General features: G+C 55.3%; 9 protein-coding genes, 1 tRNA gene and 2 rRNA genes. 5 read left to right on the top strand and 7 right to left on the bottom strand.

Features of this window, described 5'->3' with window-relative positions; translation table 11 throughout:
- Positions 1 to 97: 97 nt before the first annotated feature.
- Positions 98 to 1,318 (bottom strand): argininosuccinate synthase, encoded by a 1,221-nt coding sequence (locus tag C3938_RS17475; RefSeq protein WP_105104467.1) that lies wholly within the window; start codon positions 1,316 to 1,318, stop codon positions 98 to 100.
- 357 nt (positions 1,319 to 1,675) lie between these two features.
- Here C3938_RS17475 and pyrC point away from each other — a divergent pair, with 357 nt between their 5' ends.
- From pyrC to C3938_RS17495, 4 genes are all read left to right on the top strand, one after another.
- Positions 1,676 to 2,713: a dihydroorotase gene (gene pyrC / locus C3938_RS17480; protein ID WP_105104468.1), complete on the top strand. Its 1,038-nt coding sequence runs from the start codon at positions 1,676 to 1,678 to the stop codon at positions 2,711 to 2,713.
- A gap of 49 nt (positions 2,714 to 2,762) precedes the next feature.
- Positions 2,763 to 3,443 (top strand): ribonuclease T, encoded by a 681-nt coding sequence (gene rnt / locus C3938_RS17485; RefSeq protein ID WP_105104469.1) that lies wholly within the window; start codon positions 2,763 to 2,765, stop codon positions 3,441 to 3,443.
- 96 nt (positions 3,444 to 3,539) lie between these two features.
- Positions 3,540 to 4,490 carry an alpha/beta hydrolase family esterase gene (locus C3938_RS17490; protein ID WP_105104470.1) on the top strand — a complete coding sequence of 317 codons (951 nt, stop codon included), beginning with the start codon at positions 3,540 to 3,542 and terminating at the stop codon, positions 4,488 to 4,490.
- Between the two features lie 183 nt (positions 4,491 to 4,673).
- Positions 4,674 to 4,850 carry a hypothetical protein gene (locus C3938_RS17495; RefSeq protein WP_418903588.1) on the top strand — a complete coding sequence of 59 codons (177 nt, stop codon included), beginning with the start codon at positions 4,674 to 4,676 and terminating at the stop codon, positions 4,848 to 4,850.
- A gap of 104 nt (positions 4,851 to 4,954) precedes the next feature.
- Here the strand turns inward: C3938_RS17495 and secF are convergent, their stop codons facing one another.
- The 4 genes from secF to queA form a co-directional block, all read right to left on the bottom strand.
- Entirely contained in the window at positions 4,955 to 5,956 is a 1,002-nt protein-coding gene (secF, locus tag C3938_RS17500) for a protein translocase subunit SecF (RefSeq protein WP_233998973.1), read from the bottom strand.
- Positions 5,957 to 5,965: 9 nt separating this feature from the next.
- Positions 5,966 to 7,834 (bottom strand): protein translocase subunit SecD, encoded by a 1,869-nt coding sequence (gene secD, locus C3938_RS17505; protein WP_105104471.1) that lies wholly within the window; start codon positions 7,832 to 7,834, stop codon positions 5,966 to 5,968.
- A gap of 203 nt (positions 7,835 to 8,037) precedes the next feature.
- The gene (tgt, locus tag C3938_RS17510) at positions 8,038 to 9,171 is read right to left on the bottom strand and encodes a tRNA guanosine(34) transglycosylase Tgt (RefSeq protein ID WP_199775645.1); all 1,134 of its coding nucleotides are present in this window, start codon (positions 9,169 to 9,171) and stop codon (positions 8,038 to 8,040) included.
- A gap of 46 nt (positions 9,172 to 9,217) precedes the next feature.
- On the bottom strand, positions 9,218 to 10,273 hold the full coding sequence (gene queA, locus C3938_RS17515; protein WP_105104473.1) for a tRNA preQ1(34) S-adenosylmethionine ribosyltransferase-isomerase QueA: 1,056 nt from the start codon (positions 10,271 to 10,273) through the stop codon (positions 9,218 to 9,220).
- A 140-nt stretch (positions 10,274 to 10,413) separates the two neighbouring features.
- Here queA and C3938_RS17520 point away from each other — a divergent pair.
- A tRNA-Leu gene (locus tag C3938_RS17520) sits at positions 10,414 to 10,500 on the top strand.
- 212 nt (positions 10,501 to 10,712) lie between these two features.
- On the opposite strand, the gene rrf is transcribed toward C3938_RS17520, so the two are convergent.
- Together rrf and C3938_RS17530 are read right to left on the bottom strand one after the other, a co-directional pair.
- Positions 10,713 to 10,828 (bottom strand): 5S ribosomal RNA (gene rrf, locus C3938_RS17525).
- Between the two features lie 207 nt (positions 10,829 to 11,035).
- Positions 11,036 to 13,497 (bottom strand): 23S ribosomal RNA (locus tag C3938_RS17530); the annotation flags it as partial.

Here is a 13,497-nt window from a genome sequence, read left to right on the forward strand (position 1 = left end):
CGGCGTCCGCCAAAACAATAGCGACCGTTCCCTTCACGGTAGACCGGGCGGGCACAAAAACGACGATTTACATGCTTCTATCGCCGTTTCTGCCTATTCAGATCAAGTCTCTGCCTTTACCCGCAGCGATACGCAGCCGCAAGGCGTTCAATTTGATGAATCCTTCGGCATCCTTCTGGTTGTAGGCGCCGGCGTCATCCTCGAACGTGGCGATGCGCTCATCAAACAGACTGTCCGCGGAGCGGCGCCCTACGGCACTGACACTGCCTTTATACAGCTTCAGTCGTACTTCACCGTTGACCACGGCCTGGGATTCGTCGATCGCGGCCTGCAGCATACGGCGCTCGGGGGACCACCAGTAACCGTTGTAAATCAGTATCGCGTAACGCGGCATCAGCTCATCCTTCAGGTGCGCGACTTCGCGATCCAGAGTGATGGACTCGATGGCGCGGTGCGCCTTCATCAGGATGGTGCCGCCAGGAGTTTCGTAGCAACCGCGGGACTTCATACCCACATAGCGGTTTTCCACGATATCCAGACGTCCGATCCCATTGGCTCCGCCCAGTTTGTTGAGTTTTTCCAGCAGCGAGGCCGGGCTTAAACGCTCGCCGTCGATGGCGACCGGGTCGCCTTTCTCGAACTGCAGAGTGATATAAGTGGGTTGATCAGGCGCGGCTTCCGGGCTGACACTCCAGCGCCACATATCCTCTTCCGCTTCCGCCCACGGCTCTTCCAGCACACCGCCCTCGTAGGAGATGTGCAGCAGGTTGGCGTCCATGGAGTACGGGGACTTTTTCTTCTTGTTGGAAAAATCCACCGGGATCTTGTGCTGCTCGCAGTACTGCATGAGCTTCTCGCGCGAGGTCAGGTCCCACTCGCGCCATGGGGCAATGACCTTGATGCCAGGCTTCAGGGCATAGGCACCCAGTTCGAAACGGACCTGATCGTTGCCTTTGCCGGTGGCACCATGAGAAATGGCATCCGCGCCGGTTTCATTGGCGATTTCGATCAGCCGCTTGGCGATCAGCGGGCGGGCGATAGAGGTGCCGAGCAGATATTCGCCTTCATAAATGGTGTTGGCCCGGAACATCGGGAACACGAAATCGCGCACGAACTCTTCGCGCAGATCGTCGATATAGATCTCTTTTACGCCCAGTGCCTGGGCCTTGGCCCGGGCCGGCTCAACCTCTTCACCCTGACCGATGTCGGCGGTAAAGGTAACAACCTCACACCCGTAGGTATCCTGCAGCCAGCGCACGATCACCGATGTATCGAGTCCGCCAGAATACGCCAATACCACCTTGTCGATCTTGCTCATTACTATCCTCTGTATAGTGGGGCCCGTATGTGGGGGGCAAAGCCGTCGCCAACGAGTGTTACAACGCCTCAGGAGAAGCGATGCACCCGCGTAATGTTCAGTCTGGGGGGATTTATATTGGATTTGTGCCCAGGAAGTGCGGAAAGGCCGCCTTTTTTCGGGGCGCGATTGTAGCGCCTAGATTCGCCCACGACTAGCACCCGACGGACAGTCGGTAGGCTGCCCACGCAGCAAGCGGCAGCCCCTGTTTACTTTATATTCAATCTGCCGAACGATGAGGCAATTACCGCAGTTTTCGCAATTTATTGGCGCTTCAGGTAGCATCGGCGCCGCGATCAATCCGGGAGGAGATATTCGGTGGACTCCAGACAGCAAATTACTCTGCGCGCACCAGACGACTGGCATATCCATTTGCGTGACGGTGTAGCCCTTGCGCGTACCGTTGGCGATGCCGCCCGACAGTTCCGCCGCGCCATCATCATGCCCAATCTGGTTCCACCGGTAACCAACGCCGAGGGTGCACTGGCCTACAAGGCGCGGATTGAGTCCGCGGTCCCGGCAGGCATGGTATTTTCCCCACTGATGGTGATCTACCTCACTGACAAAACTTCCCCGGAGATCATCCAGCAGGCGCACGCCGCCGGGGTTGTCGCCGCCAAGCTGTACCCGGCCGGCGCCACCACCAACTCCGATTCCGGAGTCACAGACATCGCGAACATCTATCCGGCACTGGAAGCAATGCAGTCTTGTGACATGAAATTGCTGCTGCATGGAGAGGTCACCACCAGCGATATCGACATCTTCGATCGCGAGCGTGTATTCATCGAAAATATCCTCGGCCGTGTGGTCGCCGACTTCCCTCGCCTCAAAATCGTGCTTGAGCACATCACTACGGCGCATGCGGCGGAATTTGTTGCCGAAGCCCGCGAGGGAGTAGCGGCAACCATTACCGCCCACCATTTGCTGTACAATCGCAACCATATGCTTGTGGGGGGTATCCGTCCCCATTATTACTGTCTTCCCATCCTGAAACGCAGTATTCACCAGGATGCGCTGATTGAGGCGGCGACCAGCGGAAGCCCGAAGTTTTTCCTTGGTACCGACTCGGCTCCCCATGCACAGGGTAAAAAAGAAGCGGCCTGCGGCTGTGCCGGCTGCTACACCGCCTTCAGCGCCATCGAGCTGTACGCGGAAGCCTTTGAACGCGCCGGCAAACTGGATCGACTGGAAGGGTTTGCCAGCGAGTTCGGCCCGGATTTTTACGGTCTTCCCCGCAATAGCGGTACCATCACCCTGGTACGCGAACCGTGGACACTGCCCAGCGGCCTGCCAATGGGCGATGAAGCACTGATTCCATTGGCGGCGGGCGAAACACTGAATTGGCGACTGCGCTGACAGCCCTAGACCAACTACCGAAAGCAGAAAAGAAGTACCAGGACACCCCGTGACCCCAGCAGAAGCTCCCACTGGCCCCAAATCTCTCTTGGCTCAGCGATTTCGCGGCTTCCTGCCAGTCGTTCTGGATCTCGAGACTGCGGGCTTCAACGCCCGCACCGACGCTCTGCTGGAGGTTTCTGCCGTTATTCTGAATATGGATGAAGCAGGTACGCTCTATCCTGAGCAAACCCACAGTTTCCATATTGAGCCGTTCGAAGGCGCAAATATCGAGCAGTCGGCGCTGGATTTTATCGGCGTCGACCTTGAGTCACCGGATCGCGATGCGTGGCCTGAGGAAATTGCCTTACCCGAGCTTTTCCGCCAGATTCGCCGGGCAATCAAGCTCCACAGCTGCACCCGAGCCATCATGGTGGCGCACAACGCCCATTTTGACCTGGGGTTCATCAATGCAGCCGTCAACCGTTGCGGTCTAAAGCGCAACCCGTTCCATCCCTTCTCATGTATGGATACCGCCACACTGTCCGGTCTCGCATACGGCCAGACGGTGCTGGCGAAGGCCTGCCAGACTGCGGGTATTGCCTTCGACAACAGCGCCGCCCACTCCGCCGAGTACGATGCCGAGAAAACTGCGGAACTCTTCTGTGGTATCGTCAATCGCTGGCGCGACATGGGGGGCTGGCCGCTGTTGCCGCCGCAGTCCGAAGGCGAAACCGCATCTGACGACTGAGCCACCCCTTACCTGACGCCGATACCTAAGTCGTATATTCGCCGATCCCGCCTGCCGGTAAGCTGACGTGACCCCGATAACAGATACGGCAAGGCAATGGGCAAAATCAAACATATCGTTCAGGCGTTGAGACTCGGACTTTTACTGGCAGTGGTCACCTGCAATACCTATGCGGGCAGCTGGCAAAAAGATGTCGCCATCGGCGGCTTCGACAGGGTCCATATCTATACCCCCGACACACTCTCACCTATCGGCAGAGGAAGATCCCTGCTTGTGGTTCTGCACGGGTGCGTCCAGCCCATTGATGCCTACCTGACGGCAAACCTGGATATCGCCGCCGAAGAGTTTGGGATGGTGGTCGCTGTTCCGGAGGCGGTGCACAAAGCCGGATACAACTGCTGGTCTTACTGGGAAGGTACAAAATCCCGCTCATCCGGGGACTATAAAAACCTGATCGATCTGGCTAATACCCTGAGTGGCGACACCAGCCGCGATATCGACCGGGACCAGGTATATATAGCCGGCCTTTCTTCCGGTGCGGTCTTCGCCAATACCACGGCCTGCATAGCTCCCGATGTCTTTGCGGGTATGGGTATCAGCGCCGGACCGAGTATTGGCACCAGTGCCACTGGAGCCATCCGCAATTGTGAAACGGCCGACGTCGCCAATCGCTGTCGCCGTTATGCCGACCGTTACGACAGATACCTCAATTCCCAGATTGCGTCCGTGGCTCACGGCACTGGCGACTCAGTTGTGGACCGATGTTACAACACACAGAATTCAGAGGGGATGGCAGAGGTATACGGTATCGAGCGGTTGCCGGACACCAAAACCTTTGGCAACGGCAACAGAACAGCCAGTGAAACCCTATGGCGGGACGGCCGGGTTTCCATGTTGTGGCTGAACGATGTCGATCACACCTGGTCTGGCGGCGAGGGCGCGAGCGGTAACTATATCAGTGACGCCGGAGTCAATTATGCTCGTTATCTGGGCCAGTATTTTATTGACAATAACAAACGGGTGAACCGCGACGTGGTTTCGGAGTGAGCCCCCCGCTTTGTATCCATCGGATCTCAAGCTACAGGTAGAAGCACATCAGCCCGATCAGCCCCCTAAATCAGGCTTCGGCCAGGCGTCAATACCCATGGGTGATTTTTTGCACAGATTGAGGTATTATCCGCTGCTCATACATGAATAGTGGACAAAAAAGTGGCTAAGAAAGCATCCAGCGTGAACAAACGGGGCAAGGAAACTGTGTCAACCGAGTCACGTGAAGCAATTGAAGCGCAAGTTCAGGCCTTTCTCGCGAACGGCGGACAAATCGAGCAGATTCCTAAGGGCGTCAGCGGGCAGACCAATACAGCCGGTCCGAAACATATTACTCTCGGCAAAAAACCCCGCGCCTGAAGCCAGGCCTGAGGGCCGGAAACAATCAGCGCATCGCCACAAGGCGAGACGAAAACTAAAAAGGCGGGGGGTTCCCGCCTTTTTTAATCTGAGATCAACCGTGATCAGGGCATTTCGTCCAGGTCTGCCCCCTCTTTCACTGGCGGCATCAGGTCTTCTTTAGTGGTGTTCATCGCCATAAGGATGTTCGCCGCCACATATACCGAAGAGAAAGTACCGATCACAATACCGACGATCAGAGCCAGCGAGAAATTGTGAATCAGCTCGCCACCAAAGAACTGCAGTGCCCACAGTACCAGCAAGGTGGTGAACGAGGTCATAAAGGTACGGCTCAGGGTCTGGCTCATGGAAATGTTGATGACCTCGGCCGGCTCGGCCTGACGCACCTTGCGGAAGTTCTCCCGGATACGGTCAAACACCACAATGGTGTCGTTAATGGAGTAACCGATTACCGCCAGTACCGCAGCCAGCACCGTCAGATCAAAATCCAGCCGGAAGATGGCGAAAAAACCCAGAACAATGATCACGTCATGAATCAACGCCACCACGGCGCCCACGGCAAACTTGTACTGGAATCGCAGCGCGACATAAGCCATCACCACCGCAAGAGCAAACAGCATTCCTAGGCCACCGTCATCCCGCAGCTCTTCACCGATCTGTGGGCCAACCATTTCTACCCTGCGCAAGTCGACACGGCCATCACTGTGTGCCCTTAACACGCCCGCCACTTTGTCGCCAATAGAGTTGTTGGCTTCGGCTGTGCGGGCATCTTGCTGGGCTTGTGATTGCGCCACTTCCGGCGGCAGTTTGATCAGCAGTTCGCTGTCAGAACCAAAACGCACCACTGCCGCGCCTTTGAAACCAGCCTGATCGAGCTGCGCGCGCACATCTTCGATCTTGGGTGCGCGCTCATATCCCACTTCGATCTGGGTCCCGCCAGTGAAATCGAGCCCCAGTTTCAGACCATTCACGGCCAAGGCGACAATCGACGCCACCACCAGTGCAATGGAAAAAGCCGAGGCTAATTTGCGCCAGCGCATGAAATCGTACACGCGCTTACCCATGTACTCGGTGATCTTGCCGTTTTCTTCTTTGGTATTACTCATCACCGCACCTCAAATCCACAGTTTCTGTACACGGCGGCCGCCGTAGAACAAGTTGATCAATGCCCGCGTTCCCATGATCGCACTGAACATGGAAGTCAGGATGCCGATGGAAAGGGTCACCGCAAAGCCCTGCACAGGGCCGGAGCCGATGGCGTACAGGATCACAGCCACAATCAGTGTGGTGATGTTCGCGTCCACAATTGCACTATAGGCATTGTCAAAGCCCGCACTGATCGCAGACTGCGGCGAGAGTCCATTGCGCAGTTCCTCCCGTATCCGCGAGAAAATCAACACGTTCGCGTCTACCGCCATACCGATGGTCAACACCATACCTGCAATACCCGGCAAGGTGAGGGTCGCACCGAGAATCGACATCACCGCAACCAGCAGTACCATGTTCACGGCCAGCGCAATATTCGCGGCAAGACCAAACACCCGGTAGAAAATCAGCATGCACAGCACAACGGCCAACATACCGATCTGCACCGATGTGACACCAACTTCAATATTGTCAGCGCCCAGAGATGGGCCGATTACACGCTCTTCGACAAAATACATTGGCGCTGCGAGCGCACCTGAGCGCAGCAGCAGGGCCAGCTCTTGAGCCTCTGCAGGGCTGCCCAGGCCCGTGGTGCGGAACTGGCGGCCAAGTGGGCTCTGCACGGTGGCCAGGCTGATGATTTTCTTGTCATCGGTACGTTTCTGGACGATTACCTCATTGCCATCGGCATCCACCTGTTTTTCCGGAGTGAAACGGCTCTCCACAAACAAGGTTCCCATACGGCGCCCGACATTTTTCCAGGTCGCGCGATGCATCATTTCACCACCACGAGCGTCCAGGGTGATGTTTACCTGGGGAAAACCACTTTCGTCATAGCCCACACGAGCATCGGTCACACGTTCGCCAGAGATGATGATCTTGCGCTCCAGCCACGCGCCACCGTACGCGGCACGCTCCTGCTCGTTTCTGTATTCAAAATATTCCTTATTGGTCACCAGCGCATCGGTCTTGGCCTCCATGCGGTATTCCAGATTCGCCGTCTTGCCAATGATCCGCTTGGCTTCCGCGGTGTCCTGCACCCCCGGAAGCTCGACCACGATCCGGTTGCGCCCCTGGCGCTGCACAATGGGCTCAGCCACACCCAGTTCATTCACCCGATTACGCAGGGTGGTGAGGTTTTGGGTAACGGCATAGTCTTCGAGCTGCTTGATTTCCTGCTCGGAAAGCGTGGCTCGAACTTCAAGGTTTTCACCACTCCCAGCCTCCGCCAATTGCAGGGTGGGGAACTCTTTACGCATGGTACGCATACCGAGTGAGCGCAGCTCTTCATCGCGGAAACTGGCCACGATTTCACGATCGCCCTCCAGTTCCACACCGCGATACCGGGCCTTGGCGGCACGCAGCTTGGTCTTTACATCGGAAACGTAACCTTCCATGTTGGTCTTGACGATGGAATTGGTATCCACCTCCATCAGGAAGTGCACACCGCCAGCCAGGTCGAGACCAAGCTTCATCGGGTTTGCACCCATGTTTCTGAGCCACTCCGGTGTGGTCGGAGCCAGGTTCAGTGCCACCACATATTCGCTATGTCCGAGGGACTCCTGGATAGCACGTTTCGCAGGCAGCTGTTCTTCGATGGACTTCAGGCGCAACAGCACCGATTTTTCCTGAACCTCGCCACCGAAGTACTCAATCCCCGCCTCATTCAGCGCCTTTTCGGCACGACTGAGTACATTCTGATCAATTTTAAGCGCGCTCGACTGGCCCGAAATCTGAACAGCCGGATCGGGGCGGTACAAATTCGGGGCGGCATACAGGAGCCCTAACCCGGTGATAATCAGGATCAGGAGATATTTCCAGAGGGGATAGCGATTCATGCTGTTCTCATTGTTGGAATGGCCCGCTGTGCAGGCTCGTTTTTAGCAATATCCGAGGATATGCGGGCGAAACCTCATTTTTACAAGGTCGTGCCACGGCCACACTGGCCGGATTGACAGCCCGCCAGCTCTTACAGGGCGTTCAAAGACGGTGGCTGATTATACGGGGATAAAAAGTCCGTACAAATGCACGGTCCCGCTACTTATCCCAGCGGTGGTACTTCTCGCCCCAGACCGCGATAGAAATCGGTCACGAACCCGTCGAGGTTCCCCGCGTCCAGCGCATCGCGAATCCTCTGCATCAGACGCTGGTAGTGCCGCAGGTTGTGGATTGTATTGAGCTGGGATCCGAGGATCTCCCCACATTTGTCGAGATGGTGCAAATAGCTGCGGGAAAAGTTCTCGCAGGTATAGCAGTCGCACTCTTCATCCAGAGGCCGCGTGTCGTGACGGTGAACTGCATTGCGGATCTTGACCACACCAGAGAAGGTAAACAGGTGTCCATTGCGTGCGTTGCGGGTAGGCATGACACAGTCGAACATATCGACTCCACGGCGCACCGCCTCGACAATATCTTCTGGCTTGCCGACACCCATCAGGTAACGGGGTTTATCCCCCGGCATTTTGTAAGCGAGATGATCCAGTACTTTGATCATCTCCTCCTTCGGCTCTCCCACAGAGAGACCACCGATGGCGTAGCCGTCGAAGCCCAGCTCGGACAACCCCGCCAAGGACACATCCCGCAGCTCGGGATACATCCCTCCCTGCACAATGCCAAACAGCGCCGCCGGGTTATCACCATGCGCCTCCTTCGAGCGCTTGGCCCAGCGCAATGACAATTCCATTGACTTGCGCGCCTCCTCCGCGGTGGCTGGGTAGGGAGTACATTCATCAAAGATCATCACAATGTCCGATCCAAGATCCCTCTGCACCGCCATTGACTCTTCCGGGCCCATAAAAACCGGACTGCCATCCACCGGGGATTTGAAAGACACCCCTTCCTCGGTGATTTTGCGCATCTGCCCCAGACTGAACACCTGAAAACCGCCGGAATCTGTCAGGATCGGCCCTTGCCATTGCATGAAATCGTGTAGATCACCATGTGCCTTGATGACTTCAGTACCTGGTCGCAGCATCAGATGAAACGTATTTCCAAGAATGATGTGGGCTCCGATTCCCTCAACGTCCCGAGGCAACATGCCCTTGACCGTTCCGTAGGTACCGACAGGCATGAATGCGGGAGTCTCAACCACCCCTCTGGGAAAGTGCAGCCGGCCCCTCCGGGCCTTGCCCGCAGTAGAATCCAGCTCAAACTTCATAAAACACTGGCGGCTCAAAACGCACTCCTCTGATTGATTCGCCTCATAACAGGTATCAGGTACATCACGACCGGCCCACCTCTTCGGCTATTACATTGGGATTCTTATCGATCAACATCGCATCACCGTAACTGAAAAAACGGTATCGGTTTCGCACAGCTTCGCTATAGGCATTCATTGTGTTTCTATAACCCGCGAATGCACTCACCAGCATCAACAGTGTCGACTCGGGAAGATGAAAGTTGGTGATCAGACGATCAACAACCCTGAATTTGTACCCGGGATAAATAAAGATCTCAGTTTCTCCTTGCGTCGGAACCAGAGCGCCACTCGCAGCAGCACTTTCGAGAGCTCGAACACTGGTGGTCCCCACCGCTATCACCTTCCCACCCCGGGCTTTACACTCTGCTACAGCCGTACAGACATCCTGAGAAACATCCAGTACTTCACTATGCATTTTGTGGCGGTATATATCGTCGACTCGCACCGGCTGAAACGTGCCGGCACCAACATGCAAGGTCACAAAGGCGGTACCGACCCCTCTCTCACGAAGTGACGCAATCATCGCATCATCAAAATGCAAACCAGCTGTTGGGGCAGCCACAGCTCCAGCGTTACGACTATACACAGTCTGATAACGCTCTTTATCTGTGTCGTTGTCCGGACGATCGATGTAGGGCGGCAGGGGCATATGTCCCTGCTCATTCAGCGTTGCCAAGACGCCGTTCTCGGGAAATAGCAGCTCAAACAGCGCGTCATGCCGCGCGAGCATTTGAACGACCTGTCCGTTCTCTAGAAGAATTTCACTACCAGGCTTTGGTGATTTGCTGGAGCGGATATGAGCAAGTACGCGTCGATCATCAAGTACCCGCTCTACCAGGATTTCGAGCTGCCCGCCGGTAGCTTTGTGCGCAAAAAGCCGTGCGGGAATTACTCGTGTATCGTTGAAGACCAAGAGGTCACCGGGTTCGATCAGTTCCGGCAAATCCGCGAATTGACGATGCGCCAATGCACCATCATTGCCATCCAGGCAAAGCAGACGACTCCCTCGACGCTCCGCGGTCGGCGCTTTCGCGATCAGGGATTCAGGCAGATCAAAATAAAAATCCTGGCGTTGCATGATTTCAGTCTAGGTGCTCGTTGAATGGCCGCGAAGAGTAACGGAAACTGTTGCCGCAGCCAAATCCTGTTGACCGCATCAAGTCTATCGCTATAATCATCCTCCTCTTGGAGCCAGCTGCCTAAGCTGTTCCAAACAATGCCAGAGTGGTGAAATTGGTAGACACAGGGGATTCAAAATCCCCCGCCCTTAAAAGCGTGCCGGTTCGAGTCCGGCCTCTGGTACCAAACAAAAAACCCCCGCAGGTTTCCCTGCGGGGGTTTTCTTTTTTAGAAGCCTGACAAACGGCAACGCCGTTTGGACTGCCGGAGGCAGCCCGGAGGGTGAGAGCCTTTGGCTCGAATCACCGTGACCTTTTCGCGAAGCGAAAATGCAGGTCATCGGCAGGCGTAAAAGAAGAAAGGCCGTACAGTCTCCTGTACGGCCTTTCGGATTTGAAGCCTGACGATGACCTACTCTCACATGGGGAAACCCCACACTACCATCGGCGATGTTGCGTTTCACTTCTGAGTTCGGCAAGGGATCAGGTGGTTCCACAACTCTATTGTCGTCAGGCAAACTGGCTTGGGTTGGTGCTGGTCTTACGGGCTGTGCCCTGCGCTACCTGTTATCGCTGTTTGCCTGGTCGTTTAGACCGGCGATAACCCCAAATACTTCGGCGAAACATTCTGTAGTAATACACCGCAAGTCGATCTCTTGCGAGAAGCTTGCACGTCTCTCGATTGCTTACACAATCCGTTCGTTAGTAACCATCTCTGTTGTATGGTCAAGCCGCACGGGCAATTAGTACTGGTTAGCTCAACGCCTCACAACGCTTCCACACCCAGCCTATCAACGTGGTAGTCTTCCACGGCCCTTTAGGGGACTCAAGGTCCCAGGGAGATCTCATCTTGAAGGAGGCTTCCCGCTTAGATGCTTTCAGCGGTTATCCCGTCCGAACATAGCTACCCGGCAATGCCACTGGCGTGACAACCGGAACACCAGAGGTTCGTTCACTCCGGTCCTCTCGTACTAGGAGCAACTCTTCTCAAATCTCCAACGCCCACGGCAGATAGGGACCGAACTGTCTCACGACGTTCTAAACCCAGCTCGCGTACCACTTTAAATGGCGAACAGCCATACCCTTGGGACCGGCTTCAGCCCCAGGATGTGATGAGCCGACATCGAGGTGCCAAACACCGCCGTCGATGTGAACTCTTGGGCGGTATCAGCCTGTTATCCCCGGAGTACCTTTTATCCGTTGAGCGATGGCCCTTCCATACAGAACCACCGGATCACTATGACCTACTTTCGTACCTGCTCGACATGTCTGTCTCGCAGTCAAGCGCACTTATACCATTATGCTCATTGCATGATTTCCGACCATGCTGAGTGCACCTTCGTACTCCTCCGTTACTCTTTGGGAGGAGACCGCCCCAGTCAAACTACCCACCATACACTGTCCTCGATCCGGATTACGGACCAGAGTTAGAACCTCAAACATACCAGGGTGGTATTTCAAGAATGGCTCCACAGGAACTGGCGTTCCTGCTTCAAAGCCTCCCACCTATCCTACACAAGTAGGCTCAAAGTTCAGTGCAAAGCTATAGTAAAGGTTCACGGGGTCTTTCCGTCTAGCCGCGGGTACACTGCATCTTAACAGCGATTTCAATTTCACTGAGTCTCTGGTGGAGACAGCGTGGCCATCGTTACGCCATTCGTGCAGGTCGGAACTTACCCGACAAGGAATTTCGCTACCTTAGGACCGTTATAGTTACGGCCGCCGTTTACCGGGGCTTCGATCAAGAGCTTCGCTTGCGCTAACCCCATCAATTAACCTTCCGGCACCGGGCAGGCGTCACACCCTATACGTCCACTTACGTGTTTGCAGAGTGCTATGTTTTTAATAAACAGTCGCAGCCACCTGGTCACTTCGACCGGCCTCAGCTTAAGGAGCAAGTCCCATCACCAAAACCGGCGTACCTTCTCCCGAAGTTACGGTACCATTTTGCCTAGTTCCTTCACCAGAGTTCTCTCAAGCGCCTTGGTATTCTCTACCTGACCACCTGTGTCGGTTTAGAGTACGGTTCGCAATTGCCTGAAGCTTAGAAGTTTTTCCTGGAAGCAGGGCATCAACCACTTCGTCTCTTAAAGAGACTCGTCATCAGTTCTCAGCCTTAGGGGACCGGATTTGCCTAATCCCCCAGCCTACGACCTTAAACATGGACAACCAATCGCCATGCTGGCCTAGCCTTCTCCGTCACTCCATCGCAGCAATTGCAAGTACAGGAATATTAACCTGTTTCCCATCGACTACGGCTTTCGCCCTCGCCTTAGGGGCCGACTAACCCTGTCCCGATTAGCGTTGGACAGGAACCCTTGGTCTTCCGGCGGGGGGGTTTTTCACCCCCCTTGTCGTTACTCATGTCAGCATTCGCACTTCTGATACCTCCAGCAAACCTCACAGTTCACCTTCAACGGCTTACAGAACGCTCCTCTACCATGCTCATAAGAGCATCCGCAGCTTCGGTTACCAGTTTGAGCCCCGGTATATCTTCCGCGCAGGCCGACTCGACTAGTGAGCTATTACGCTTTCTTTAAAGGATGGCTGCTTCTAAGCCAACCTCCTAGCTGTCTGGGCCTTCCCACATCGTTTCCCACTTAACTGGTATTTGGGACCTTAGCTGGCGGTCTGGGTTGTTTCCCTTTTCACGACGGACGTTAGCACCCGCCGTGTGTCTCCCGCGATTGCACTCCTCGGTATTCGGAGTTTGCATGGGGTTGGTAAGTCGGGATGACCCCCTAGCCCAAACAGTGCTCTACCCCCGAGGGTGAGACGCGAGGCGCTACCTAAATAGCTTTCGAGGAGAACCAGCTATCTCCCGGCTTGATTAGCCTTTCACTCCGATCCACAGGTCATCCGCTACTTTTTCAACAGGAGTCGGTTCGGTCCTCCAGTTGATGTTACTCAACCTTCAACCTGCCCATGGATAGATCGCCGGGTTTCGGGTCTACTGCCTGCAACTAAACGCCCTATTAAGACTCGATTTCTCTACGGCTCCCCTATGCGGTTAACCTTGCTACAGACAGTAAGTCGCTGACCCATTATACAAAAGGTACGCAGTCACAGGACGAGCCTGCTCCTACTGCTTGTACGTATACGGTTTCAGGTTCTATTTCACTCCCCTCTCCGGGGTTCTTTTCGCCTTTCCCTCACGGTACTGGTTCACTATCGGTCAGCTGGG

Source organism: Microbulbifer pacificus (assembly GCF_002959965.1).
Lineage (GTDB): Bacteria > Pseudomonadota > Gammaproteobacteria > Pseudomonadales > Cellvibrionaceae > Microbulbifer > Microbulbifer pacificus_A.

Excerpts from the sequence above, each read along its gene's own strand:
- C3938_RS17475 (WP_105104467.1), bottom strand. The coding sequence starts at position 1,318 with ATGAGCAAGATCGACAAGGTGGTATTGGCGTATTCTGGCGGACTCGAT.
- C3938_RS17490 (WP_105104470.1), top strand. The coding sequence starts at position 3,540 with ATGGGCAAAATCAAACATATCGTTCAGGCGTTGAGACTCGGACTTTTA.
- secF (WP_233998973.1), bottom strand. The coding sequence starts at position 5,956 with ATGAGTAATACCAAAGAAGAAAACGGCAAGATCACCGAGTACATGGGT.
- secD (WP_105104471.1), bottom strand. The coding sequence starts at position 7,834 with ATGAATCGCTATCCCCTCTGGAAATATCTCCTGATCCTGATTATCACC.
- queA (WP_105104473.1), bottom strand. The coding sequence starts at position 10,273 with ATGCAACGCCAGGATTTTTATTTTGATCTGCCTGAATCCCTGATCGCG.